The organism is Bacillus sp. 3a (assembly GCF_017161885.1).
Classification (GTDB): domain Bacteria; phylum Bacillota; class Bacilli; order Bacillales; family Bacillaceae; genus Bacillus; species Bacillus safensis.
Genome location: NZ_CP067376.1, coordinates 1,292,256 through 1,317,723, shown reverse-complemented (window position 1 = coordinate 1,317,723; position 25,468 = coordinate 1,292,256). Strand labels below are relative to the sequence as shown.

25 protein-coding genes are annotated in these 25,468 nt (G+C 40.7%); 2 read left to right on the top strand and 23 right to left on the bottom strand.

Annotated elements, in window-relative coordinates:
- Nucleotide 1: 1 nt before the first annotated feature.
- The 6 genes from JJ692_RS06450 to degQ all read right to left on the bottom strand — a co-directional run bounded on the left by JJ692_RS06450 (nucleotide 2) and on the right by degQ (nucleotide 4,876).
- Entirely contained in the window at nucleotides 2–391 is a 390-nt protein-coding gene (locus JJ692_RS06450; RefSeq protein ID WP_024423321.1) for a hotdog fold thioesterase, read from the bottom strand.
- Nucleotides 392–414: 23 nt separating this feature from the next.
- Nucleotides 415–1,056, bottom strand: a complete 642-nt coding sequence (gene comA, locus JJ692_RS06445; RefSeq protein ID WP_024423322.1) for a two-component system response regulator ComA — start codon at nucleotides 1,054–1,056, stop codon at nucleotides 415–417.
- A gap of 80 nt (nucleotides 1,057–1,136) precedes the next feature.
- Nucleotides 1,137–3,449: an ATP-binding protein gene (locus tag JJ692_RS06440; RefSeq protein WP_206534351.1), complete on the bottom strand. Its 2,313-nt coding sequence runs from the start codon at nucleotides 3,447–3,449 to the stop codon at nucleotides 1,137–1,139.
- A gap of 53 nt (nucleotides 3,450–3,502) precedes the next feature.
- Nucleotides 3,503–3,673: a competence pheromone ComX gene (comX, locus tag JJ692_RS06435; RefSeq protein ID WP_098677614.1), complete on the bottom strand. Its 171-nt coding sequence runs from the start codon at nucleotides 3,671–3,673 to the stop codon at nucleotides 3,503–3,505.
- Complete coding sequence (locus tag JJ692_RS06430) at nucleotides 3,670–4,584, bottom strand: polyprenyl synthetase family protein (RefSeq protein ID WP_206534350.1); 915 nt, start codon at nucleotides 4,582–4,584, stop codon at nucleotides 3,670–3,672. Before JJ692_RS06430 ends, comX begins: the two co-directional genes overlap by 4 nt.
- A 151-nt stretch (nucleotides 4,585–4,735) precedes the next feature.
- Complete coding sequence (gene degQ, locus JJ692_RS06425) at nucleotides 4,736–4,876, bottom strand: degradation enzyme regulation protein DegQ (protein ID WP_003213123.1); 141 nt, start codon at nucleotides 4,874–4,876, stop codon at nucleotides 4,736–4,738.
- Nucleotides 4,877–5,381: 505 nt separating this feature from the next.
- On the opposite strand from degQ, the gene JJ692_RS06420 reads away from it, so the two are divergent.
- Nucleotides 5,382–5,738, top strand: a complete 357-nt coding sequence (locus JJ692_RS06420) for a YuzC family spore coat inner layer protein (RefSeq protein WP_024423325.1) — start codon at nucleotides 5,382–5,384, stop codon at nucleotides 5,736–5,738.
- A gap of 35 nt (nucleotides 5,739–5,773) precedes the next feature.
- On the opposite strand, the gene JJ692_RS06415 is transcribed toward JJ692_RS06420, so the two are convergent.
- The 9 genes from JJ692_RS06415 to JJ692_RS06375 all read right to left on the bottom strand — a co-directional run bounded on the left by JJ692_RS06415 (nucleotide 5,774) and on the right by JJ692_RS06375 (nucleotide 12,150).
- A complete protein-coding gene (locus JJ692_RS06415) occupies nucleotides 5,774–7,000 on the bottom strand; it encodes an EAL and HDOD domain-containing protein (protein ID WP_024423326.1) in 1,227 nt (408 codons plus the stop codon).
- Between the two features lie 136 nt (nucleotides 7,001–7,136).
- Complete coding sequence (locus JJ692_RS06410) at nucleotides 7,137–8,609, bottom strand: nicotinate phosphoribosyltransferase (RefSeq protein WP_024423327.1); 1,473 nt, start codon at nucleotides 8,607–8,609, stop codon at nucleotides 7,137–7,139.
- A 17-nt stretch (nucleotides 8,610–8,626) separates the two neighbouring features.
- Nucleotides 8,627–9,178: a cysteine hydrolase family protein gene (locus JJ692_RS06405; protein WP_024423328.1), complete on the bottom strand. Its 552-nt coding sequence runs from the start codon at nucleotides 9,176–9,178 to the stop codon at nucleotides 8,627–8,629.
- A 60-nt stretch (nucleotides 9,179–9,238) separates the two neighbouring features.
- Complete coding sequence (locus JJ692_RS06400) at nucleotides 9,239–9,646, bottom strand: YueI family protein (protein ID WP_024423329.1); 408 nt, start codon at nucleotides 9,644–9,646, stop codon at nucleotides 9,239–9,241.
- 27 nt (nucleotides 9,647–9,673) lie between these two features.
- Complete coding sequence (locus JJ692_RS06395) at nucleotides 9,674–9,922, bottom strand: YueH family protein (protein ID WP_024423330.1); 249 nt, start codon at nucleotides 9,920–9,922, stop codon at nucleotides 9,674–9,676.
- 96 nt (nucleotides 9,923–10,018) lie between these two features.
- The gene (locus JJ692_RS06390; protein WP_024423331.1) at nucleotides 10,019–10,240 is read right to left on the bottom strand and encodes a spore germination protein; all 222 of its coding nucleotides are present in this window, start codon (nucleotides 10,238–10,240) and stop codon (nucleotides 10,019–10,021) included.
- A 98-nt stretch (nucleotides 10,241–10,338) separates the two neighbouring features.
- Nucleotides 10,339–10,560, bottom strand: a complete 222-nt coding sequence (locus JJ692_RS06385; RefSeq protein ID WP_024423332.1) for a spore germination protein — start codon at nucleotides 10,558–10,560, stop codon at nucleotides 10,339–10,341.
- 66 nt (nucleotides 10,561–10,626) lie between these two features.
- Nucleotides 10,627–11,730, bottom strand: a complete 1,104-nt coding sequence (locus JJ692_RS06380; protein ID WP_024423333.1) for an AI-2E family transporter — start codon at nucleotides 11,728–11,730, stop codon at nucleotides 10,627–10,629.
- 183 nt (nucleotides 11,731–11,913) lie between these two features.
- Nucleotides 11,914–12,150, bottom strand: a complete 237-nt coding sequence (locus tag JJ692_RS06375) for a YuzF family protein (RefSeq protein WP_024423334.1) — start codon at nucleotides 12,148–12,150, stop codon at nucleotides 11,914–11,916.
- Between the two features lie 176 nt (nucleotides 12,151–12,326).
- On the opposite strand from JJ692_RS06375, the gene JJ692_RS06370 reads away from it, so the two are divergent.
- Nucleotides 12,327–13,814, top strand: coding sequence for an esterase/lipase family protein (locus JJ692_RS06370; RefSeq protein ID WP_241258024.1), 1,488 nt, complete (start codon nucleotides 12,327–12,329; stop codon nucleotides 13,812–13,814).
- Here the strand turns inward: JJ692_RS06370 and JJ692_RS06365 are convergent.
- From JJ692_RS06365 to JJ692_RS06330, 8 genes are all read right to left on the bottom strand, one after another.
- Nucleotides 13,811–14,344 (bottom strand): HD domain-containing protein, encoded by a 534-nt coding sequence (locus tag JJ692_RS06365; protein WP_024425954.1) that lies wholly within the window; start codon nucleotides 14,342–14,344, stop codon nucleotides 13,811–13,813. The two genes, JJ692_RS06370 and JJ692_RS06365, sit on opposite strands and share 4 nt — an antisense overlap.
- Before the next feature lie 299 nt (nucleotides 14,345–14,643).
- Nucleotides 14,644–15,387 carry a (S)-benzoin forming benzil reductase gene (locus tag JJ692_RS06360; RefSeq protein WP_241258054.1) on the bottom strand — a complete coding sequence of 248 codons (744 nt, stop codon included), beginning with the start codon at nucleotides 15,385–15,387 and terminating at the stop codon, nucleotides 14,644–14,646.
- A 99-nt stretch (nucleotides 15,388–15,486) separates the two neighbouring features.
- Nucleotides 15,487–15,972, bottom strand: a complete 486-nt coding sequence (gene essA, locus JJ692_RS06355) for a type VII secretion protein EssA (protein ID WP_073207254.1) — start codon at nucleotides 15,970–15,972, stop codon at nucleotides 15,487–15,489.
- On the bottom strand, nucleotides 15,962–18,871 hold the full coding sequence (esaA, locus tag JJ692_RS06350; RefSeq protein ID WP_206534349.1) for a type VII secretion protein EsaA: 2,910 nt from the start codon (nucleotides 18,869–18,871) through the stop codon (nucleotides 15,962–15,964). The genes essA and esaA overlap by 11 nt, the downstream gene beginning before the upstream one ends.
- Nucleotides 18,868–23,343: a type VII secretion protein EssC gene (essC, locus tag JJ692_RS06345; protein ID WP_206534348.1), complete on the bottom strand. Its 4,476-nt coding sequence runs from the start codon at nucleotides 23,341–23,343 to the stop codon at nucleotides 18,868–18,870. The genes esaA and essC overlap by 4 nt, the downstream gene beginning before the upstream one ends.
- Before the next feature lie 49 nt (nucleotides 23,344–23,392).
- The gene (gene essB / locus JJ692_RS06340; RefSeq protein ID WP_206534347.1) at nucleotides 23,393–24,706 is read right to left on the bottom strand and encodes a type VII secretion protein EssB; all 1,314 of its coding nucleotides are present in this window, start codon (nucleotides 24,704–24,706) and stop codon (nucleotides 23,393–23,395) included.
- A 14-nt stretch (nucleotides 24,707–24,720) separates the two neighbouring features.
- Nucleotides 24,721–24,960: an ESX secretion system protein YukD gene (gene yukD / locus JJ692_RS06335; protein ID WP_003213579.1), complete on the bottom strand. Its 240-nt coding sequence runs from the start codon at nucleotides 24,958–24,960 to the stop codon at nucleotides 24,721–24,723.
- A gap of 95 nt (nucleotides 24,961–25,055) precedes the next feature.
- Nucleotides 25,056–25,349 carry a WXG100 family type VII secretion target gene (locus tag JJ692_RS06330; protein ID WP_003213769.1) on the bottom strand — a complete coding sequence of 98 codons (294 nt, stop codon included), beginning with the start codon at nucleotides 25,347–25,349 and terminating at the stop codon, nucleotides 25,056–25,058.
- Nucleotides 25,350–25,468: the final 119 nt, after the last annotated feature.

Below are 25,468 nucleotides of genomic sequence, written 5' to 3'. Positions count from 1 at the left end.
TTTATATGCGATCAATGACAGCAAGTGTGCATCTTGACGTACAGATGTGCCGGTCTCGATCATCCTTTATATCGATTTGAAATACCATTGTACGCCGTCCTACATGTACAGGAACAGCTGTCGCTGTCACAACTCCATCGCGTACAGATTTTAAATGATTGGCATTGATTTCAATACCTGAGCAAACTTGCTGCGTTAAGTCTAAATGAGCCGCAGCCCCCATGCTCGCCACTGTTTCTGCTAGAGCAGCAGATGCTCCTCCGTGCAGCAGTCCAAATGGCTGTTTTGTTCTGTGATCGACTGGCATTGTTGCAACGCATCGTGATTTATTGCACTCTACAATTTCAATGCCTAGTGCCTCAAGCAGTGTATTTGATCCGCTCACATCCATTAAGGCCCTCTCCCTTCACACGTTTACAGCACACTTTCAGACTTGGCAATTAACACCGCTTCTGTACGAGATCCAACATTCAGCTTATTAAAGATGGATGTCAAACTGTACTCAATTGACCGTTTGCTCAAATGAAGCACATCGGCTATTTCCTGGTTCGTGTATCCTTTTTCCACTTCTCTAAGAATCAAACACTCCCGTTCGGTTAAGAGATCGTGATCAGTCTGCTGCGCCTGTTCTGGCTTTTCTTGCTGCTGTGAAATTAATTTCTTTAAATAGGACAGCTGAATGACAACTTCCCCTTGCAATGTCCGGTGTATGTATTCAATAATTTTGTCTTTCGTCTCTGTTTTGCTAATTGCACCGTGTAATCCAGCCCGAATAGCCTCTTCAAAATAATCATCTACTTCATACCCTGTATAAATGATAATTTTCACTTGATGGTTGGTTTCTAAAATTTGTTTCGCAATGTCCATTCCATTGATATCCCCGAGATTTAAATCCATTAAAATCACATCATAGATGGAAAAGTCATGCGTCTTTAAAAAGGCGGCTTCTGCATCAGGACTTAAACAATCGACTGATAGCTGCTGGTCTGATTCTAATATGCTTTTTGTCCCTTCCATGACAGCCGGATGATCATCAATGACCAATATCTTCTTCATGTCTTCCTCCCTTTAAATCACTCACTTCCATTTTATATAAAAGACTTGGCTGATGCCAAGTCTTAATCCTTAATAAATCGTTACAATTCCATTTCAATTTTCACCTTAAGCCCTTTTTCCGGGGCTGTGTGAATTTGAAGCTTTCCATTTAACGCTTTCACTCGTTCTCTAATTCCCGATAGCCCCATGCTCATTGTGTGCTGATCAAGATGACTGGCATCAAAACCGACTCCATCATCCTCATAGTGAAGAACAACCTGATCTTTAATACAAATCAGCATCACTAACACTTGAGTGGCTTTTGAGTGCTTCAGGGCGTTGGATAACAGCTCCTGAACAATTCGGTAAATATTCAGCTGTGAATCAATATCAATGTCCAATTCTTTATCAAAGCGTGTCGTATTCAGCCTAATATGAAACGGCGCTTCCTCCTGAATTTGAGAAGTCAGCTTCGATATCGCCTTTACTAAACCTAAATCATACAGCAGCTGCGGGCGAAGCTCATGACACGTTTCTCTCGTCGTTTGAATCACTTTGGACATTTGATCATTCCATGAGATAAGCGAATTTTCAATAGATGTCGGGCATTGGTTGTTTTGGAAATTCGTTAAAAACATCTCCGACTGCCTTTTTAGTGATATTAAGTCCTGCAGCACGGAATCATGAAGATCTCTCGCTAAATCTGAACGCTGCTTTTCTTCCATAGCAAACATGATTTTCTTCAGCCATGCAGGATTGGCCTCGCGCTGTTTCAAATCGTCAAGATGCTCCATCAATTCTTCGATTTTAACGACATTTTCCAAACTGACACTTGTATAAAAGGCCAATGTTTTTAGCCAAGAAATCTCATCACGCGTTAATTTCGGTGTCTGTATATTGGATAAGCAGCAAATGATAAACGAGTGACCGCCCCGTTCGCCAATTTTCATCATAAACCCTTTATCAAGCTCAATAATTTTCCCGACTTCACCTAAAATATCTTGAAATTGATCCACGTATTCTTTCCATAGCTGACTATCATTTGTGGATTCATCAATTTCAATAATTTGTCCGTCAGCTTTCACCTCAAGCACAAAGGCTTTATTCACAACAAGCACTTCTAAAATGGTGTATTTCAAATGATACAGCACTTGATGAAGTGAGGACGCCTCACGAATGAGCTGCGTGAATTTAAACACACTGTCCTGGTAATTATGCTTTTCTGAAAAACGCTTCAGACGGAAGCGGAAATCTAGAATTTCTTTGAAATAGAATACAGCCAGCATGAGTGTATAAGTAATTATTGCGAGCTTCAGTGTGTATTTCAAATCTTCTGGTTTTTGCAGAATGTAAAACGTGACAACAACAAAAACGGTCGGTGTAATTGCAAGAAATCCGTAGTATTTCAGTCTGCTTAACAAAAAATCCATATTGTAAAGCTTGTTCGTCATGAATTGATACACAAGTGAAAAAGGAATGAGCAAGACAAAAGAAGTTAAGAAAAAGGGATCTATCACATAAATACGAAACAAAACATATGGGATTGCAAATAAAAAGATAAATGGACAAAATGCTATGATATTTATCATCACAAAAAACTTTAAAACAGACCCCTGCTCTGTCTCTTTATATTTCCGCATTCCATTGATAATCACTTTGAATGACATGATAATAGAAGCAAAAAAGAATAAAAGATTTAAACTTGGCATGTATCTGGCTAACGCCGAATCAATTGGAACAAATAACTCTATTACTAGATTAATTATAGGAAGACTATATAAAAAGCGAATCGTTTTTTGAGTCGTTATATGCAGGTCAAACTCTTTGAAATATTGATAAATGAAATGAATATAAAAGACAAATACACTTGATAAACAAAATACGATCACATAATGGCTAAATCTCTCACCAATACCTGAAGTACCTGCACTAAGATATCCGATACAAATTGTTAATAAAAATACAACTAAAAGAAATGCTGATTTTCGTTGGGCCTCTTTGTTAATTCGAATGATAAAGAAGATACAAAATAAACAAATTGAATACAGGATGAGAGGAATTATATAGACAAATAAACTTTCTTGACCAATCAATGTCTTATTTTTTAGGGTGATCATTTGGTTGCCTCTTTGAATATCAATTCTTTGCACATTCCTAAGCTCACCATTGATCAAATGATCTTTGTTGTTAGCAGGTTCCCCATTGATTTTAAGTATAATATCTCCTTCTTCTAATCCTGATGTGTAGGCTAAAGAAAGATATTCAACTTTGACAACTTCTGCTTGACCGTTCTTGTTCTCCGCTACACGTGCTCCATTAAAAATATCAAATACATAAATATATGAAACATAGATCACAAATAAAAAAGAAAGAAAAACCAAAAAAGCAGATAGTTTCGTATAAGTTATCTTCATGTATAAAACATCCTTAACTGGAGAACTTTTAAATCATTTTTAAATGAATAGTATCATTTATAGTACCATATATACTCTGCAGACATTTGCCCTTTTTTAATCCCCTGAATGATTGCTTTCATGGTTTGCTCATCTGTGTGAATTAAACTTGCATTCCCTAAGTCTAATTCATTCACAACACCAGGATTTTTCACTAAATATGCAATAACATTTTGAATGTTCAATCATTGCCCTCCTTTGTCATAAATGCACATAATTGTTCCTTCTTCTTCCCCGGTAAATCAAGTTGTTCAATTCCTTGCTTCATTTTTAACAGCATAATCTCTCTCATCGATACCATGTACTGAGTCAAACCAGCTTCAAGTAACTTCTGCTTCAGTTGAAACGGCTTTTGCTCTGACTCAACCAGCCGGTTAGAAAAGAAGGAAAGAAGCTCTTGACTGGCGTCGTTAAAACGTCTTTGTAAATAACTGAATGCCAGCGTTTGTTTTTTTTGAAAATCTCCGTTTGATTTTGAAAATAACGCAAAAAAATCGTTACTGATCTGTTCAGCAACACCATAATATATCGAATAAGATTCCACAGTGGCGTTTATTTTTCCTGTCGCTAAATAAACACCCAATACGCTAGAAATAGCTGTTAAAGATCCTGATTTTTTCTTTAAAACCTCTACACACTCTTCTTCTGTTCCATGCAAATGACGCAAATCCTCGTGCTGCCCTTCCATTGACATTTTAATGAAATGGAACAGTTTCTCTAATAGTTGAGAATTATTTTCACATATTGATGTGATGAATTGGATACTCACCGTATACAAATACGTAGAAGCATTGATGGCCACTCCTTGATCGACGTTCATCCAAGGATACGAATCATTGTCCTGATCTTCAATATCATCTAATATATCGGCAGATAAAATGAGAAGTTCAATCCCTGCTGCCAGTTTTGTAATCGCTTGCTTGTCTTGTCCGCCAAATGCCTCATAATGCTGGTAAGCCAATTGACCAAGAGGAAATTCTTTTTTTCTATCTGTAAATTCCAGAAGCAGCTTTTGTAAATCATTCTGCCTGACTGCATGTTGAATAAAATCAGACATATTCTGCTTGATTTTTGTATTCTCTAGATAGTTTAGCATACTCGATCTTGTACCTCACCCTTTCGTCTTTTATTTTACTAAAAAGACATGAGCAAATGTCCACTGACATCACTATTTAACAATTATATAATAATATATCCTTTTTTTGTATGTATTTGGATAAAAAAAAGACTTGATGATTATCAAGTCTTTAAGAAATTTTCACATATTCATATTTGTCGTATTGATCAATGCTTTTGTTAATGTTATGAAGAGAAGCCGTTGTTTCTCTGATTTCGTTTTCAAGTTTCCATAATAATTGTTTAAGTTCTTCGATTTCATACTTTTCCATCGATTCCACTCTCCTTTTTTGGAAGATCAATGTATTTGTGTATGGTGATTGGGTCATAAGTATTTGATCTGTTACTAACAGTGTAAATGTAATTGAGTATTTTTTCACCGAAAAGTATGCACAAAACGTGTGCGTGATACCGCAAAATTCAATAGGTCTTTTTTCATCATTTTCTGACTTTTCAAATCATACTTTTATCTCAATTTCAAAGGAATTGCGTCATTTTTGCGACAGGAATAGGCATCATTCGTCACACTTCTCTCCCGATAGAACGTACGATCCCCTCTGTATCTTCGGTTTTGCGTGTCATAGGCCAGATGACAGACGCTATTGTGGACACCGCAATTTTTTGGCGACATTCACCGAAATTGACCGCAAAAGTACCTATTTTTATGCTGGAATTACAAAGCTAGAAAGATCATTTTGATTCTTTATTCTGATTTTCTACATACATTTAGAACAGATATCCGTCCAATTTCACGTCAATGAGAGAAGAGGTGACCATGTGTTTTACTATGTTCCTTATCCTGCTTTGCCGGTTCCCGCAATGAGCCACGCATACCCGCCGCGCACGCCAATGACTTTTCCTCCAGTAGATGCCCACTCATTTCAACGAGCCGCAAAGGAATCGGCCCGTCTCGTTGCTGATGCTTCACTCATCACGCAGCAAATTTCAAGCTCCCTTCCGTTTGCGCAGCGCATCATGGAGGCTGCTGAGCGCTCTGATTCCACAAGTGTGAGCCGAATGCTGAAGCAAATTGGTGTGAAAAGCGGCATTGATATCCGCTTTAGTCCAGAAGGGATTCGAATCTACTTGTCTCTTGCCTCCAGCAGACTTTTTCTTCTTTTAAAGTGGGCATGACAAAGAAAAAGCCGCTCTCACACGAGCGGCTTTTCTTAAGATTCAAACATTTTATGGCACCATTCAATGGCTTCTATATAACACCCATAGGCTTCCTGTTTCGGGAGATTTCCATCTAACATTTCATCATCCCATTCATTTCGTTCAATACGTTTGGCCACACCTAGCACAAAAGAATAATCATTTTCATAGCCAAGCAGTGCCTCACCAACTTCATCAGAAAGCGGCAGTTCCTTTACAAGTTCTGTGATATCTGCCCTGACAAGCGTATCAATGAGAGAAAACATACCTGTCAGCATATAAGAGGCGGGGTGCTCTCGTTCAGTACGAGAAGCAATCAGTTCACACGTTTTGGCACGAATGAATGACATTTTGATAATTTCTTTTTGGCTTGAGTTAGCTTGGACATTCAGTTCTTTAAATGAAAGGATAAAGATCCAGCGCCGAATTTCATTAAATCCAAGCAGGATAATCGCCTGCCGGATACTTTTAATTTGATAAAGACGTCTCATGCCGCCTGAATTCAGCATTTTTAATAATTGATATGATAGCGAAAGGTCACTTTCAATAAAATGGGTCACGGTCTGGATATTCGGCTGGTCCTTGCTTAACTCATTTAAAAGCTGATGGTACGCATGGAAGCTGGTCGATAATGCTCGTCCCGATATCACATGCGGCTCACTAAAGAAATACCCTTGAAACAAGTGGAAGCCCGCTTCTAGTGCCTCTTCATATTCTCTTCTCGTTTCTACCTTTTCTGCTAGGAATCGAAGGCGATACTTTTTATACGAATGCAGAATATCTCTTCGTTCTTGCGTTGTGGTTTTCAGAAAGTCAATTTTTAAAATATCTATGCAATAGAGGAGTTCCTCAAGCAGCTTGTCACTATAATGTGTTCCGTTTAGGAAGAAATCATCGAGTGCAATCGTATATCCCCATTTTTTTAACTGCTTACATCTCATAATAAGTGCCGGGGTAATCGGTACATTTTCTAATATCTCGATCACAAGCTGATGCGGATCAAAATAGGTGAGCAGATCAGATGAAAGTAAGCTTTCGGTGAAATTAATATAGCATCGTTTTCCTTCTGTCAGTGTTTCGATGCCGATATTTAGAAAACTATTGATAATGAGGTCCGTTGTCGCTTGATCACCGTCTTCAGCGCTATATGTATTGGTTTCACTATCTCTATAAAGCAGCTCATATGATACGACTTGTTCTTTTCTGTTAAAAATAGGCTGTCTCGCAACAAACACCCTCAACTGCTCCAATCCTCCTTTATGCCATGACAAACAAGATGTGCTTTCAGTATACCAAATGATTGCGCTTTTAGTTCAATTTCAATCGGTCAAAATAAAAAAAGAGACCACCTGGCTTGATGGTCTCCCTTTCTTCAAATCATTCGCTTTCATAAAGCTCTTTTTTGATTTTATTTTTCACATCATGGATAAACTGCATTTTATTATCCCAGCATTTTTGACTCAAATCGACTGGATATTCTTCTGGTTTGCTGATTCGTTTGTATTCCTCCCAGAAGAGTCCAAGACTGTCCTGCACGTAGGCTTGAATCGTTTGAATATCTGGATTGTCATAGACAAGTTTCCCTTGCTCAAAAATCGGGACGTGAAGATCTTTCGCCACAAAGTTTGTCACGAATTTACTAATAAATGTATGCACAGGATGGAACATTTTTAGTTTATCCTCACTATGAACATCTTCCTCTTCAAGCGCAATGTAGTCACCCTCAGAATGATGATTCAATTGATTGATAATGCGGTACACACGTTTACGGCCTGGTGTTGTCACTTTCTCTGGATTGGATGAAATTTTGATGGTATCATTCATTTTGCCGTTTTCTTCAATGGACACCAGTTTATACACTGCACCGAGGGCTGGCTGATCGAATGCTGTGATCAGTTTTGTTCCAACACCCCACACATCAATTTTGGCGCCCTGTGCCTTTAAGTTCATAATGGTGTGTTCATCAAGATCGCTTGATGCAATGACTTTGGCATCATGGAATCCTGCTTCATCCAGCATTGTTCTAGCCTTTTTAGACAAGTATGCAAGGTCTCCGCTATCAAGTCTGACACCAATGAAGTTGATTTTGTCTCCAAATTCTTTCGCTACCTTAATCGCATTCGGAATACCTGATCTGACAGTATCATACGTATCGACTAAAAAGACACAGTCTGTATGTGTTTCAGCATATTTTTTAAATGCTGTATATTCATCGCGGTATGCTTGTACAAGTGCGTGAGCATGTGTTCCTGATACTGGAATGTTGAAGCGTTTCCCAGCACGAACATTACTTGTCGCCTGAAAGCCGCCGATGAGTGCTGCTCTTGCTCCCCACATCGCCGCATCCATTTCATGCGCACGTCTTGTTCCGAATTCTAATGCTGTCTCATCTTCAATGATTCCTTTAATCCGGGCCGCTTTTGTTGCAATCAGCGTCTGGAAATTCACGATATTGAGCAATGCCGTTTCAATTAACTGAGCTTCAACAAGCGTTGCCTCGATGCGCATAATCGGTTCATTCGCAAAGACAATTTCCCCTTCTCGCATTGAATGAAGTGTACCTGTAAAGGACAATCCGCTTAAATAGTCAATGAAATCGCTTTTATAACCGAGTTCATCTTTTAAATACGCCAGATCGCTTTCGGTGAAGGAAAAGTCCGATAAATATTCAATCGCTTTCTCTAAGCCAGCAAATACAGCGAAGCCATTGTCAAATGGAAGCTTTCTAAAGAAGAGTTCAAAGACTGCCTTCTTCTCATGAATGCCGTCTCTCCAATACGTTTCTGCCATGTTAATTTGATAAAGATCTGTATGTAGTGATAAACTGTCGTCATTAAACCGATGCTCCAACTTCCATTCTCCTTCCCTTACTTAACCACTTTCGCACCAAGCGACTGCTCAAAGTGAGAAAGTGCCCACTCGTGCCCCGCTTCATTAAAACTCGCCACAGCATTTTGGTGAATCACAAGTTCGAAGCCTTTATTGTACGCATCAACAGCTGTATGAAGTACACAAATATCGGTACATACGCCGGCTAAGTGAAGTTCCGTGATGCCGCGCTCGCGCAGTTTCATTTCTAATTGAGTGCCTGCAAAAGCAGAGTATCTTGTTTTTTCCATATAGTAGACATGTTTTAAATGTTTTGACGTGTGAAATAGTGAACTTAGTTTTCCATAAAGTTCAATACCCTCTGTTCCGCGAATATTATGGGGCGGAAATAACTTTGTCTCTGGATGATAAGGGTCCTCTTCTTCATGATGATCGACAGCAAAGACGACAAAGTGGCCTTCATCAATAAATGAAGAAGTGATCTCTGTGATCTTAGACTCAATCGCCTGTCCAGGCTTTCCGCATGTCAGTTTTCCATCGTCTGCAACAAAATCAACTGTATAATCAATACAAATCAACGCTTTGCCCATCCGCATCTCTCCCATATGCTCTTTTGAATCATTATAGCTTATTCATTTCACTAGGGAAACCTATTCAACAGATTCATGAGAAAAAGCTTTTTGAAACAGCTCATCTTCTATATAGATATGCTCCTGATTGACCGCACCAGGCATCTCGATGACAAGACCAAAAGGAGAGTGTGCTTCGTGATGATTCACCACTTTAAAGGAACATCCAGCGGCATTTGCCATTTTCACATATTGAGAATAAGAAGCATAAGACAGTTCACCATTTAAAAGTAGGGAGGCCTGTCGATTGGCCTTCAATACTTGTTCCACCTCTTGATACGGTTTATTTCTTGATACCTGTCCCTTTGTCAGGGCGAGAAGCGCTCGTTCCCTTAATGAACCAAGAAACATCCTTCGTTCATCAGGTTTTGTTTCAGCATGTCCAAATATCCCTTGCTGCAAATAAAAGTCTACGGATTCTTCTTTCATCGCTGTTTTCACTCCTGGTTTCTAAATTTACATTTCTGTGACCCAGTGCACAATTTTGAGTGCGAGGTCACGGGCTTCGTCTGTTTCTACTCTTTCCATTAAAGATTGTTCAAGCGTATGGATGAGCTGCTCCTTTTCGTCCTCATACGCAATGGAAATACTCCATTCAATGTCAGGTACGGCTACAAGCGTTTTATATTCTTTTTTATTTTCATGTAAATATACATTGTAGGTCTTTGGTTGTCCGCTTGTGATGTGTGCTTTTCTAATTTTCATTTGACTCAGTTCACACCTCTTTTTTCTTCTTACATCCATATCTATTGTACCATAAAAAAAGACAGCTTCTGAAAAGGAATTCCCTTTCAAAGCTGGCTATGCATTAAAGCTCTTTTGCTGGCTGATCAGGTTTATATCCCACATAAACGTAACGTTTGGACTGCTAAAAAATTGGACAAAGTCCCCTGCATTATAGGTACCTGATCCACCGGCGGAGTGATCGACACTTTTTGGCGAAATGGCAAAAACATCACCGAAATGTGCAGAACCATTTCCAATCACACGGTCAATATGAATAGGCCCAACAATCGCTGGCATCTTTCCACCACCTTTTCTCCCCACATCATATGCCCAGCTTAAAAATACGTGTATGAAAAATAAAAAAGACAGCTGATCTGTGAGTATCAGCTGCCTTCCTATGCATTAAATGATTGAGGCTGGCCAAACAATGTAAAGTCCCAAAGCATCGTGGCATTCGGATTACTTGTAAGCGACATATAATCACCTGAATTAAAGGCTCCCGCACCGCCAGTAGAGTGGTCTACAGCCAAAGGGGCAATGGCCAGGACATCACCGAAAGTAGCTGCACCGTTTCCTCCTAACGACTCGATATGAATAGGTCCAACGATTGCAGGCATCAGAATCTCCCCCTATCTGCTTATCTCAATCATCTTATGCAAGTAGGGAAAAGGTGTGCATCTGTCCTAGACGTTTAAATGCTGTTCTTTGCGAGATCGCTGACGCAGCTGCACCAATCTAACAATATTCAAGGTGATGGCTTTGAGCAGTGCATAGACAGGGACCGCAAAGATCATGCCAAGGATTCCACCAAAACTTCCTGCCCCAATTAATAACAGGATAATGGTCAAAGGATGTGTGTTGAGGCGTTTTCCAATGATCAATGGAGAAATGACATTTCCGTCAATTTGCTGAACGACAAGAATGACAATGACTGTCACCACCGCTTTTCCAGGCGAATCAAGAAACGCAATAAGCACAGCTGGTGCCGCGCCAAGATATGGCCCAAGGTACGGAATCACATTTGTGACCGCAATGATAATGCCGAGAATGAGCGCATATTTCACACCGATTAATAAGTATCCGATAAAACAAGCCACTCCAACAAATAAACAGACAACAATCTGCCCTTGTATGTAAGCCGCAAGTGTATCGTTTAATTCTTTAAAGATTTTCAATCCTTCCTTACGGTAAGGCATTGGCAAAAATTGAACGAGCTTGTCCGGAAACTTATGTCCGTCTTTCAACATATAAAACAAAATGAACGGAACTGTGATCACAGCTAAAGCAATATTAGCAATCACGCCAAACACAGCAGACATGCTTGAAGCAATATTTTCCGGCAAACCTTTTAATGTTGAAACAATTGTCTGTTCAAACTTCGAGACGGAGACATAATCTTGGTTCATCATCCAAGTGAATGTTTTAGAATGCGAGAAGTCGTTGATAAATTTCTGCATATCCGTCACATAACCAGGGAAGCTTTTGACAAGTCCACCGACCTGTGTGACAATAACCGGTCCCGCAGCATTCACAATGAACGTGATAAGTCCGATGAACAAAAGATAAATAATCAGGATAGCAAGTGTCCTAGGAATTTTCTTGGACAAAAATCGAACAATTGGATTAAAGATGAAAAAGAGAATCCCAGCCAGCAAGATGGGAACAAACAAGGTGGATGCAAATAAAATAATCGGCTGAAATAAAAACGAAACCTTTGTTGATACATAAACAATGAGTAAAACAAGTAATATTTGGAATGTCCAAAAATGAACTTTAGATTTTAACAAAGATGCTCCTCCTGTTACGTATTGATCTTATTAAAAAACTACTATTCAACCCACCTTCTGTCAACTGCTTCTTGTTTTAGAACCTCATTTTTTGTAAAAAAAAGAACAATTGGTATATCATGCACTTTTTCCAGATATACATTCTATAAGCGTGAAAAAAGCAGACACCTTTGCGTCTGCTTGTTACACTCTTTCACTGTGATCAGGCATCACCGATACAATTTGCTGGATCCGCACATAAAAAACTGATTTTGCCCCCGCCTCAATCACAATATGATCCGGCATGACTTCCTTCAATTTTCCGCGCACTGTATCTTTCACTGTTTGAACAATTAATCTCATACCGATCACTTTCTGCAATGTTTGATAAACATATGGATCAACTAATGAAACAAGCTGCGGACTTCCTTGTTGTGCCATCCTACCTGCCCCTTTACTTGTGTATTTACCCACAGCGTATGCAATGACCCATGTGAATGTCACTCAGGGCAAACCCACAACCTAAATACCATATTTTAACATTTTATGTAACTTTACATCTTTTGGAAGTATAATAGATTGGTGCTGCCAACAATTTAAAACATTTGAAGAGGTGAATGATCTTGAAAAAACTCATCTGTCTCGCTGCTGTCATGCTCTTTTTTTCCTTTGCAAGTTATGCGTATGCAGGATCAATTGGGGATGAGCCTGGGACACCAGGGAAGTGGTTTAAAGGAGAAGAGCCGGTTCAAAAAGACGAGTCAAAACCGCCGCTTGTTTTTGTTCACGGCATTAACAGCTCCTCCTCCACATGGTTCGACCGAAACGACATGGCAAAGCAAGCTGTTCTGAACGGATACGAAAGCGCATTCATAGATTTGTATCCAGATCAGGATACGAAAAAGAATGGCAAACTATTAGCAGAAAAGTTAAAAGAAATCTATGATGTGTTCGGTCGAAAACTCATTGTGATTGGTCATAGTAAAGGCGGGGTGGATACACAATCCGCACTCGTGTATCACAATGCCCATCCATATGTAGAGAAGGTCATCACACTCGGCTCCCCTCATTACGGGACGCCGCTGGCAGATTTAGCGTATAGCAAGGGCGGAAGCTGGCTCGCGGAAATTCTTGGACAAAAAAGCGACGCGCTCTATTCTTTGCAAACGGGGCTCATGGCGGCTTTTCGAAGTGAAACCGACAAGCTGGAGAAGTTTCCTCATAAATACATCACGTATTCGGGATCGGAATGGGGAACATTTGGCGGGGTGCTGTACTTAGGAGGCATGTATTTAAAGAGCTTTGGCGCAAACGATGGCGCCGTCACGGTAAGCAGCACAAGACTATCATATGCAAACAATATTTTAACAGGGAAATGGGATCACAACTCAATTAAAAACGGCACAAGCATGTTCCCTGTGTTTCAGCATCAGCTGCTGGCAAATGCCGCAAGCGCTGAAAAAGAAAATATAGAGAGCCCGAACTCTACTGAGCTGAATACAGATATTTATGTGAAAGGCGGTGAAAGTGAAAAGGAGAAAACAGAAGCGTTCTATGTAGAGGAAGGAACGAATGGCTTATCGATTCATTGGTTAAATGAAAGACAGGAGACGCGGCCAGAAATCATCGCCCCAAATGGAGACGTCTTAACAAATCTGAAGACATCGGAAGCATCTTTCCCATATGAAGGCGCATATACGCACCATGTGCAAATCAATAAACCCGTTCCTGGAAAATGGACGATTCGATCAAATTCAGGAAAAAAGGCTCCTTATTTGCTGCTCGTATCCTTTGATTCACCATTAAATGAAGAAATCAAAGCAGAGGCAGCGAAATCAGGGGATGATGCATCGACCCATTCAAGCGGTCTGATTAAACGGTTAAGCAAGAAAGTAGAAACCTTTTACTTTAAGGATGCCCAAAAAGATCATCCACTCAAAACAACTGATTCATCCGCTGTTCAATTGAAAAAAGAAGGTGCTTATTCTGTCACGGTTCATTACACCGGGCTCACTGCATCAGGTACATCAGCATTTAACCGCACCGTTATTCGCACATTGTATGTCGATCAGCATGGAAATATTCATGGAGACATTCCATACTAAACAGAACGTTTCATGGGCTGAAGTGCCTGCTGCACTTTTTGATCCAATTCCGTGATTTTTTTCATTGCTAGTGATTCGTCTATTTGTCTGTAATGATGATGTCCGCCAGGCTCTTCATCCATTTCATCTGCTTTCTTGACGATTTGCTGGAGTGTGTCCTTATGAAGGTCGCCCTCTGGCAAATATGAATCTGTATGAAGCAGAATCGCAAGCGCAATATCTTTGGCTGCCTTCGGTTCCTCACCGAGCCGTATGAGCAGTTTGTGAGCCCGCTCTGCGCCTTTAATGGCATGAATATCATTCCGTCTATATGTCTCGTAATCCCATTCTCCGCCATCTGTATACCATTCATAGTGGCCGATGTCATGCAAGAGGGCTGCTTTCACAGCGAGATCTGGATTAATCCCAGCCTGCACCGCCAGTTTGAATGCGTGATAAGCACAAGCAATCGCATGGGCTTTTCCTGAACGATTTAAATATTTTTGAGCGACTGGATGGGTGTAAACATCCATTAATGTAACCTTTCTCATGGAAACCCCTCCTTATCTATATTTTTAGCATCCTAACATATTCTGAAAAGAAACTCAAATGTTCTGTTATATTTTCTATGAGTCTCAAGAATAGCTTATGTCAAATGAGCTGTTTTTGCTTGTACAATACGAAAAAAGCAGTCGCTATGACTGCTTTTTTTCCTCTTTTCAGCGTGATATGAAAACCCTTGAAGTCTAGGAAGGCCGAGTACTGGTGCGGAGCGAATTTGAGATTCGTGAGCACCGGCACGCAGGCCTGACACCGAATGCGAGTGTTTGTCTTCACGCTGTAGCCGTCGTTATGACTGCTTTTTCCCATACTCACGTGCATCGTAGACACATCCGCCAGCTGGATCACCCGCTAAAAGATCGAGCAAAATACCTGAGACTTCATCTGGACTCTTCAGTGTGCCTGTTTCATATAATTGCTGAAAACGGTCTATTTGTTCAAAGTCTTGTTTTGATGATTTCCGAATTTCCCCCTGCATATCTGTATCGATCGTGCCGGGTGAAAAGGAAAACGTGTTGATCGGATGCGCCTCGTCCTGTTGTTCCTCATGAAAAGTCCTCATAAACATATCGAGTCCTGCCTTTGAACTGCAATACGCACTCCAGCCTTTGTATGGGTTTTTCGCCGCTCCAGAAGAGAGATGAACGATCGTTTTCTTTCCGTTAAATGATTGAGTCTGCTTGGCAAACACATGGCTCAGCAAAACAGGAATGACAAGATTCAGCTTGTAATGCTGATGAAGTGTATCCTGTCCGCCTTGTCCAACGCGCTTGATCGGTGTGACCATTCCTGCATTGTTGACAAGTAAGATGTCATCAGCATCTGCCAGAGTTTGCGGCGTAAGACTATGTTGAAGCCATTTGGCCGCTGCTTCTTCATCGGTCAGATCAACCTGGGTATGTGTAAGCTTCGGATGGGATATTGGCGATGCACTTCTTGCTGCCGTGTACACATGATCCCCGCGTGAAAGCAGCCTGTTTACAAGTGCTAAGCCAAAACCTTTTGATCCGCCTGTAACGATTGAAATTCGAATGACAATCTCCTCCCTTGATATCACTATTTTACGTAGTGAAACGGTATGACAGCAAGCAATCTGCATAAAGAAAAGCCTGCCTCTATTAAAAGAGACAGACTATTTCTTTTCAGCCTTCACATTCACCTTTGGAATCAGGATGATCATCACAACGAGACCAAGGGCTATCAAGAAACCAAAGATCATCGGAAGCAGTGCCGATGTCTGCTTCTCATGTTCATCCTCAGAAGGTGCTGATACAGCCGAATCACTAAAAGAGATATTCATCTCTTTCATCATACGAGCTGGTGTTTTGGGCGGGTTCTCCTTTAGATCACTAAATAGCTGCGGAGAAAGAGATCCCCCCGGGGCTTTAGGCGGTTTAGCAAAATGAATGTCTGTTTTGATTTTTGATGTCGTTTTGCTTTGTTCGTATTTCGTTTGATCCCTCAATATACTCGAGTTAATATTGAGTTCCTTTTCCTGATATTCATTCGGCTTGACATTCGTATCCGTATCTTCATCAGCAGCGAAAGCAGCAGGGATGAGGAGAAAAAGGGAAACGGCAACGAGTGCCGTCCCTTTCACGAATAGATTAAGCTTCATGAGTCACATCACGTTCCTCTGTTTTATCTTTCCATAGCTTTTTCACAAGCGGTACGACCATGAAAAGAACAGTTAAAATCACTAACCCTGTGACGCCCATTCCAAAGGTGTCTCCATTTCCATATTGAATCGACAGGTACACGTCTGTCACTGGATTGGTAAAGTGGAAATTCGGCATCACCAAATCAATTAACGGTGCGACAAAGAAGAAAATCAGCGCTGTTGCTGCCATCCACCCGGCAATAGAACCGAATAGGAAGGCCGTGCGAATAAAAGCAGAGCACGCCACTAATAACAAAATGGTGAAGATCGACCATTGAATGGCTTGATCATCTGCTAGTTTGTAAATGTTCAGTCCAAACAAGCTGATCATGAGTCCGACTAATAGATTCAAGATGCCAAACAGTGCACCTTTGACCAGCATCGGAGCTGACGCATAATACGAGCTGAAAAAGCCAATTAACAAACTGCTGATCATCACAATGACCAAAATGACGACCGGCGGTACAGTCTGCGTTTTTTCTTCCGGCACATCGCCGCTGATTTTCAGCGGATTGGCTAAATGGTTATACACATAGTTGCTGTTGCCTTGATCACTTAATGTATTTCCTAAAATACCCTTTAAATCTTGCTGAACAAGCTTTGTAGAGTCGACATTCTTGCTCCAGTTTTCATTCAGCGTATCTGCTTTTTCTTGAACTGTTGTGACACTCTCTTCAATGTTATTCGTATAATCCGCCACCCCTTTTTGACGGTCGGTTAACGAACTCATATTTTCAGAAAGACGAAGCACTTCCTGTCCAATTGAATCCTGTGCACTGACAACTATTGAACTGCCTGCAAGATCTGCCGTATACACCGCATCTCCTTGATCAGCCATTTGCTCAGCTACATTGTCGGCACTTTCAGAGATTGTCTGTAACTCCTGTTCCATGCTTGCCTGCTGAGTCGTAATGTACTCCGCATAACCATCTGAAAACTTCTGCATCTCATCAATAAAAGTAGACACATCATCGTTTGATGTCAGCATCTGGTTTTTGAGCTTATCCCAGTTTTCTGTTTCTTCTTTTTTGATGGAGAGGATGGACTGGATTTCATCTGGTTTGGTGTCGACCAAAGAAGAAGGATCCTTCTTTTGGTAGAAGCTGTTAAGTAAGGCTTCATACTGTGCTAATTCATTTGAATACTTTAATAATTCAGCCGCATTTTCAGATTCTGTATTAAAATCCACAAGTTTATCCAATTTCGATGTATATTGATTTAATGGAGATTGAGTTGTTTTTATTCGTTCTAATTTTCTTGAAATAGCAGATTCTTGTTTGATAATGGAATTCTTTATATCACGTATGTTTTTATTGTTGCTAGTTTCTATTCTTTTTATTTTTTCTTCTAGTTTGCCTATTTTTTCTGTTAAAGATTTTAATTCTTCACTCAAATGATCGACTTTCCCTTGTAATTGATCATTATGAGCTGTAGTTTTCTCCTCAATATTCTTTCTCACTTCTTCTAATCTTAGGGATAGTGCTTTCAGTTGCTCTTTTGATTGAACTGACGTTGATTGGGTTTCCCCAGTTTGTTCTGGATTTTCTTCACCATTTTCTGAAGTAGGTGGCGTTTCTTCATTTCCAGACAAATCATCTGCCACTTGATTTATTTCTGTTGAGATTTCAGTTAATTTCTTCGTCTCTTCTTCAAGATCGATTTTCAAATCGTCTGTCGAGTCTTTTTGGTCTTCACCTTGATTATTCGAATCCTCATTCGGATCCTCTTTCGGTTTCTCTGCTTCAAGCAAGGCCTTTCTCGAAACTTTCAATTGCTCTTGCAATGGAATAATTTTATCCCCTATGTATGCAAGATATTGAGCTTCATAATTTCTAATCAGTTCTTCCTGAGACGTCTTCACAAGTTCCGTTAACCCCGTGGATTGCTTAGGAATAACGTCTTCTCTCGACTTTTGAACAGATTGGATGGCGCTGTCCGTTGTTTTCAGCTGACTTTGTACCCCGTTGATGTCTGTTTTGAGTCCGCCCATTTGATCACTAAAGCTGCGGGCATTTTGGTTTTGAATGTCAGCGAGTTGTTTGAGCCCTTGCTGGATTTGCTTTTGGCTTGTTGATTGCGCTTTGATCAAGAGATCCTTTTGTTTATCTTGATACTGCTGGTATTGATCGACTACTTTCACAAAGTCCTTTAATTGGTTCTTTGCTTCTTCTGTTGTACTCAAGCCGTCTTTATATTGTTTCTGTGAATCGGCCATCGCATTTTTTAATTCTTCTATTTGTTTCTTCTGCTGCTGGACGGCATCTGATAGTTTGTTTGAGTTCGGTTTATAGAAGTTGTACATCGTGTTTTGGAATTCAACTTCTTTGCCGACAATATGCTCAAATTCTTCTCTCACATTGCCAATTTCCTGTGATACAAAACTCCAGTATAGCGTCGACATCTGTTCATTCATTTTCTTTTGCGCATTTTCCAGCTCTCTCTGCACTTTCTCTTTATTGACTGCATTGAGCTGATCTTGAATCGAAAATTGGATGGACGCCTTTTCAGGATGGTCTTTATCATAGCTCAGCACATTTTTAGAGAAATCAGACGGAATATAAAGGACAGCGTCATATCTTCTGTTTTTCAGTCCATTTTCCGCCGCACTGCGATTCACTACAGTCCATGTATAATCAGGACGTTCTGACAATGCTGCCACAACATCCTGTCCGAAACGAGCCGTGTTTTCACTTTCGCTCGCTCCCATATCCTCATTGACCACTGCAATATTTCGCGTGGCATTCTTCTTCTGTTTTGCCGGGTCATCTCCAATCAGGTGGAAAAATAAAACCGGCAGCACAAGAATCAATATCATGGTGGATACGATTTTGATGGAGCTTTTTTGCTGCTCTGTCATTGAACACTCTTCCTTTCTACCGCACATAAAGGAACCTGGATTTTCTTCTCTTTTCCGTTTTCAACCAAATACCCGAAGCCTGGCTGAATCTCTGGTTCTTGTCTTGCATACGGAAGCGGTATGATGTTTTGCTCTGATTTTTTCATGAGTAACATAGCATGACGAACTTGTTTGATTTCGTTTGTGAGTGCATCATAGCCCTTACTAAACTCGGTATGATTCCCTGATGCAATCAGGCTGAAGCCTAAGTGTGCATATGACTTCATGAAATCTGCCAATTGATCTTGAAGACGCGGATCGATCGTCTGCTGAAAACGCGTAATGCCATCAATCACAAGCACAATTTGAGGAAATGACAGCTGATCGGTCTCCCCTTGGCGCACAGCTTCGACATACATTTCTTCCCGCACCTTGAATATGCGGTCCATTTCTTCTGCCCATTCGGTGATATCATCTTTTGTTTCAAGGTAATCAATGTTCTCTTCTTTTGCATAATGGGATAGACCCCGATCAATTGAATCAAAGACAGCCAGCTTTTCAGGCTTTGCCACTAAAAGCTGATCGAGCATCAGTTTTGTCACATTTGTTTTCCCGCGCTGCGTTTGACCGATAATGAGGCAATGTTTATTCTTTTTCAAGTCAAAATAAACAGGTGCCACAGATTCCTCATCTAATCCGACTGGAATGTGATATGGCGGTTTTTGTTCATCTAAACGACTCTCAAGCTCCCAAACTGTCAGCTTATCAGGAAGCATTGGCACAGGCTTTGGTTTTTCGGATGCTTCAAAGCGGTCATGAAGAAGCTGTATCTCTTGTTTCAAATGCTCAAACAATTCGAGATCGTTCTCTCCTTCAACTGGCAGAAACATTTGCGCAAAATAAAGCTCTTCTTTGTTAATAATGACTCGTCCTGGGATCGGCTCTAAGCTGAATTTCGGTCTGCCAATAATCGAGTACGCCTCTCCTTGATCCATTAAGTAATGGACAATCTTTGTTTTCAGATTGTTCATCAGCGATTGACGCACTGCATTTACCCGGGTTGCTGTAATCAAGAAGTATATACCTAGTGATTGTCCGTCACGGCTCAGCTGAATAAATTCAGATTCGAGATCATGCATTTCGTCTTTGACAATGTCAAAGTTGTCAATCACGATAAAAATGAACGGAAGCTTTTTCTCATTTAAGGCGTTGTACATTTTGATATGACTCATTTCTTGCTGTCTGAATAAGCGCTTGCGATATTCAACCTCTTCCCGCAGACGCTTCATTGATTTTTGAATCTTTCTCATCTGATCCATTAAGAAATAATCCGCCGTATGCGGCAGTTTGGCTAACGGAAGCAATGTTCCGTTTCCGAAATCATAAATATATGCGTGCCATTCTTCAGGTGAATACCTCTCCGCAAAGCTCATCAGCAGTGTTGTGGCAGCAAGTGATTTGCCGTAGCCGGAGGAACCGAAGATGCCAATGTTCCCATCTTCCATCATTTGATAAGAAAGTGGATGCTGGCTTTGCTGATCTGGTTCATCGACAAGCGCAAAATGGAAGACATGCTCTTCACTCGAAGCATAACGTGTTTTTGGAATACGTTCCTCAAGCGGTGGAAGCCATGGACTTGGCAGCTTCTCAATTCCAAGCTCTTGCTGCATACGTTCAATTTCATCCACAACAGCGGAAATCTCCGTCACTGTCTCTTTTTTCACTGCTGGCTCTGTGCTTACCCCTGATAACGGAATAAGACCAGTATCTGTCACAATGGCAATGTCATCTTCTGAGCCGTAGCCATCTTCCATATATGGTGCACCGCTCCAAGCCGATTGGAACAATTCATAAATTTCATTGTTGCCCACTTGTAAATAACCGCGGCCTGTGACGGTAATGGACGCTGCATCACTATTTTTCAAAATTTCCTTACTGTCTGACGCATCTTGTACTTTTAGTGCGACCTTAAAACGGGAGTTACTCCAAATCTGATCATCAATGACCCCGCCTGGCTTTTGGGTAGCCAAAATGAGATGGACCCCGAGGCTTCGGCCAATACGTGCAGCGCTGACAAGCTCCCTAATAAAGTCTGGCTCTTCACTTTTTAATTCAGCAAACTCATCAGAGATTAAGAACAAGTGAGGCATTGCCTGCTCAGCCTTTTTCTCCTTGTAAAGCTTCGTATAATCATTGATGTGATTCACATGATACTGATCAAACAGCCGCTGTCTTTTCTTCAATTCACTTTTAATTGAGGCAAGCGCTCTTTCACTAAAGTTCTTGCTGCCTTCAATATTGGTGATCGTTCCAAGTAAATGAGGAATATTTCGAAACGGCTGCGCCATTCCGCCCCCTTTATAGTCAATCAATAGGAAAGCAACTTCATGCGGGTGAAAATGTACAGCGAGCGATAAAATATACGTCTGTAAAAATTCACTTTTCCCTGATCCCGTTGTTCCCGCCAACAGTCCGTGCGGGCCATGTGCTTTTTCATGCAGGTTCAGATCGACAATGTCGTTTTTCCCTTTATAACCAATTGGAACTGATAATGATTTGGCCGTTTCTGAAGTCAGCCATTTTTCACGAATGCCAATGTCATCTACCTGTTTGGCATGGAAAAGATCAAGGAATGAGACCGTCTCAGGAATCGAATTGGTCATACCGACTTGATGATCTAATGTTCTCAGTGTTCTGGCAAACAGTTCATTGTCCCCGCGCTGATGTGTATCAAGCTGAAACGGAATTCGTACTGCCTTCTTGTGCTGAATGAGAATATCTCCTTCTTCTTCGTTAATATAACGGACAAGCGTCGAAATATTTTCAGCCAAACTTTCCTTTGTTTCTGCTGCAAAAATGATGGAGATACCAAGATCTGTCCGGCTGCCTTCTAGGTATTCTAAAATCACATGCTCGGCAATGAGCTCATGATTTGTCACGATGAACACAAAATGAGGCGTAAAGATTTTCTTCTCTTTTTCTTCTTCTAAATCACGCTCGCGTAAAATTTCATAAATAGAGGACAACAGCTGATCGCGTGTTTGTTCGTTGTAAATAAACCCTTTGCCATATGTATGAGGCAGCTGGAAGTGCGGAAGCCATTTCATCCATTCCCAATTCTCATACTCCTGCTCATGAAAGATAAAGACAAATCTCAAATCGTGATAGCTGTGCGAGAAAGCAAGCTGTCCAACTAGCTGATGAAGCTCATTTTTCACAATCGCAGGCTTCCCTATTAATCCTGTTGGACCATCCGCAAGACCGAATGTAATCGGGACATTCTTCACTTCACGATATACTTTTTGCATGTGCTGCGTTTGTTCCATTAAGTCATCAACATCTCGATTGGCCATATCGCCGCCGCTCATCGATAATTCATAGCTTGATGGGACTGCGCCTGTTCCAAGACGCAGGTGCAAGAAGTCGTCACTCACAAGCGTCTTTTCCCAAATGCGTCCGCTGATTTCTGATGTTAAATACTTCATTTGTTCAAATGACGGATAATGATACGTCAAAATATATTGCTGGCGGTCATACAGCTCCTGCAGCTCTTTTCGTTTATTTTCTAAATAAAGAGAATAGACACGCTGCCGCTTCTCTTCTCGTCTTTTGCGCTGTGATTTTTCCTTAAAGTATTGAACGGACGATGTAATTAACGTCATGATAAACATCGCCATTGACACGATAATAAAGATTCCACGCGGCTGGATAAGGGCAACAATCCCCATCACAAGGAGCATCACAAGCGGCGGAAGGACAACAAGCCAAAGCCCTCTGCTGTTATTTTCACTCTCCTGCGAAGGAAAGCTAAAGGATACCCGGTCATCTGGCAAATCATAAATCAAACGTGGTGTACGCCTGTATGAAGGGTATTTTTGTTTTGTTTCTGTACTTGGCGGTCTTGTTTTTTCCAAACGTGTATGAAAGGGTTCGTAAGCTGTCACCTGTAATAAATCATCATCTTTAAATGTCACCGTCAGAAAGTTCCAGAACAGCTCATCTCCTGCATAAATCTTCTCGGGACCGTGGATTTTCTTTCCGTTCACGTAAATCGTCTCGTCCTGAGGCATGACATACCATGTTCCTTCGATTTTCTCTAAAGTGAACTGGCTGGCATCTTGAAACATGGAATGAGCTTGTTCTTTCCACACATCAATCTCATCTTTCTCTTCACGTGAAAAAGACAGCTCCACTCTATTTCCTAGGTAATAAATATGTTGATCATGATGTGCATCCATTAAAATAAGTGTGAGTGAACCAAGCTGATATGGTTCATGTGGAAGTAATTTGCCTTTCTTCTCATCTCCCTGATAAATAGTAAAACCATCATTCGGTTCATCAGGAGATAAACGAATGACCCCTTCATCAAACGAAAGTGAAGGGATTGTCACTGTATGCTCTATTTCAGGTCCAATCAGAGCTTCTCGATTGAACTGCTCATCTAAACGGACAGTTTGATAATCCTCCTCATAAAAAACCCAAAGAAGACTCAAACGCTCCACCTCCTCATGGGACAGCACCAACTGTCAGTTGTATCGAAAATTATTTTTTCTCATCTTTTTTCGTCTGAGAGGTTTTCTTTTTCGCTTCAGATTCTTTCTCTTTTTTCTCTTGATCGGCTTTTGACTGCTCTTTTTGTTCAGCTGTTTCATCTGTTTGGCTTGCGTCTGAGGAGTCACTTGTGCTTGTCTCGGTTGTTTCTTTTTCTTCATATTTCGCCATTTCCTTAATGATCGGATCTAGCTGTTTTTGTTTTTCTTCAGCAGAAAGGCTGTCATCGTTTTGAATTTCATTGCGATAGGCGACGAGTGCCGTAAATATGTACCTGTCGTCTCCAAGCACCCGTGCAATATCAAGTGCTTCCTTGCTATTGCCTTGTCCAATATGAATCCAGAATAGGAAGTATTGCGGATCTGTCTGTAATGTGTACGTTTCTGTGATTTCTTTTTTATGCTGATCAAGCAACAAACTGCCTTGGTTCGTTTGTACATACGAAATGGCCAGTTCATATTGAAGAGAGACTGGCATTTGATTGGCTGGATACTTCTCTAACGTATCCACCACTTGACTGTACTGCTTGTTGAGATAATATTTGTTTGCCTCGACGTATGCTTCTTGTTTTGGCATGGCAAAAAAGAAGGTGTAAATGGTGTACACCAATGCAGGGATTAACAGGACAAGCAGACCTAATCCGATGTATCGCTCGATCTTCCATTTCTTTTTAGGAATGGTTAAGAGCGTTTTTTCTTTCGCATCGATTGCTTTGATCTTTTGCTCAATCAAAGATGATAATTCTTCCAGCGACTTCGTTTCACTAATTTCTTTTGCCAGCTCCGATAATTTCAACGTTTCATTGTAAGCCACATATTCTTGAAATTGATATTCATGGTCAACCACTCGAAGAACGACAGCCTTGACCTCTTTTAACAGGCGATGCTCATCGGTTTCATATGGCGGGATACTTTCTTTAACCCCATAATGTAAAAATGCAGGAGCTAAGCCTTGATGAAAAACAATGTTTTCAGGAGAAACAATAGGATGCAGCCGCTTCACGTCGTGTTTAAGAACTGCATCGACAAGCTGGTATGAAAAAATCCATTTGCTTTTTTCATCCTTTGCATGGATGAAACGAAATTCCTGATAGGCAGGAGGCGGTTGTATAGAAATGATGACCTCATCTTCAGTTAATTGAATCTCTTTCTGAAATGAAGGATTGATGTCTTTGATCGGTGCCGCTTCTAAACCGTCTAAGAGTTTAATCGTCTCTTTTTGAAAAATAAAGGTATAGGTGCCTCCCTCTTTTTTCATGACTGCTTCTAATTGTTCTTCTAAATAGGAACTCTTTTTATCTGCCATTTACAAAAGTCCTTTCATAGTATTTCCAGCCTGTCTCCTGTGGTAATTCCACAGTCTGACAGCTTATATTCGCCTGAAAACACAGCTTTCTTATTGACTACCCGCACCCATCCGCCTTCTCGCTTTGGAAGTGAGATTTGTTTTGCCTGCCAGGCGATATGGATGACTTGTTTAATATGTAAATAATTTGATAGTCTCAAATCAAACACACTGCCATCATAATTTTTTAAGTCGATGGTAATATCGATATACACAAATTTCCACCTCACAAAATAGAAAGAGCGCCGGCATCCATTGACAGACTCGGCGCTGTTTCTGCTTTTCACACTTAGAAAGGAAATCCCTTTGATTAGCCGCGGATTTGGCTTGCGATGTCTTGGTCAGTGCTTTCAAGTGTATTTGCCGTTTGATCAAGCTGATTGCTGACATCTGTTAATAGATCAGACATTTTGATAAATGAAGGCTTAAGCTGTTCGTATTGATCAGCAAATGCTTCACTAGAAGCACCTTCCCACATTCCTTTTAAATCAGAGATCATTCTATTTAGACGATCAACTTGGTTTAACACTTCTTGACTTTCAACACCATATTGCTTAGCGGTCGCTCTTAGTTCTTCTGGGGTTACGCGAATAATTCCTGACATATTCCTCATTACCTCCCGTGCATAGCCGCCATATAATGGGCTAATCCACTTATTTTTTGACGTTATTATTATAAAAACAGAAATGATACACAGTCAAACAAATCTGTTTTTATTTTACA

Excerpts from the sequence above, each read along its gene's own strand:
- JJ692_RS06390 (WP_024423331.1), bottom strand. The coding sequence starts at position 10,240 with ATGCCAGCGATTGTTGGGCCTATTCATATTGACCGTGTGATTGGAAAT.
- degQ (WP_003213123.1), bottom strand. The coding sequence starts at position 4,876 with ATGGAAAAGTATGAAATCGAAGAACTTAAACAATTATTATGGAAACTT.
- essA (WP_073207254.1), bottom strand. The coding sequence starts at position 15,972 with ATGAAGCTTAATCTATTCGTGAAAGGGACGGCACTCGTTGCCGTTTCC.
- essB (WP_206534347.1), bottom strand. The coding sequence starts at position 24,706 with ATGGCAGATAAAAAGAGTTCCTATTTAGAAGAACAATTAGAAGCAGTC.
- esaA (WP_206534349.1), bottom strand. The coding sequence starts at position 18,871 with ATGACAGAGCAGCAAAAAAGCTCCATCAAAATCGTATCCACCATGATA.
- JJ692_RS06330 (WP_003213769.1), bottom strand. The coding sequence starts at position 25,349 with ATGTCAGGAATTATTCGCGTAACCCCAGAAGAACTAAGAGCGACCGCT.
- JJ692_RS06400 (WP_024423329.1), bottom strand. The coding sequence starts at position 9,646 with ATGAAAGAAGAATCCGTAGACTTTTATTTGCAGCAAGGGATATTTGGA.
- JJ692_RS06450 (WP_024423321.1), bottom strand. The coding sequence starts at position 391 with ATGGATGTGAGCGGATCAAATACACTGCTTGAGGCACTAGGCATTGAA.
- JJ692_RS06365 (WP_024425954.1), bottom strand. The coding sequence starts at position 14,344 with ATGAGAAAGGTTACATTAATGGATGTTTACACCCATCCAGTCGCTCAA.
- JJ692_RS06440 (WP_206534351.1), bottom strand. The coding sequence starts at position 3,449 with ATGAAGATAACTTATACGAAACTATCTGCTTTTTTGGTTTTTCTTTCT.
- JJ692_RS06370 (WP_241258024.1), top strand. The coding sequence starts at position 12,327 with ATGATCTTGAAAAAACTCATCTGTCTCGCTGCTGTCATGCTCTTTTTT.
- JJ692_RS06430 (WP_206534350.1), bottom strand. The coding sequence starts at position 4,584 with ATGCTAAACTATCTAGAGAATACAAAAATCAAGCAGAATATGTCTGAT.
- comA (WP_024423322.1), bottom strand. The coding sequence starts at position 1,056 with ATGAAGAAGATATTGGTCATTGATGATCATCCGGCTGTCATGGAAGGG.
- JJ692_RS06385 (WP_024423332.1), bottom strand. The coding sequence starts at position 10,560 with ATGCCTGCAATCGTTGGACCTATTCATATCGAGTCGTTAGGAGGAAAC.
- JJ692_RS06375 (WP_024423334.1), bottom strand. The coding sequence starts at position 12,150 with ATGGCACAACAAGGAAGTCCGCAGCTTGTTTCATTAGTTGATCCATAT.
- JJ692_RS06405 (WP_024423328.1), bottom strand. The coding sequence starts at position 9,178 with ATGGGCAAAGCGTTGATTTGTATTGATTATACAGTTGATTTTGTTGCA.
- JJ692_RS06395 (WP_024423330.1), bottom strand. The coding sequence starts at position 9,922 with ATGAAAATTAGAAAAGCACACATCACAAGCGGACAACCAAAGACCTAC.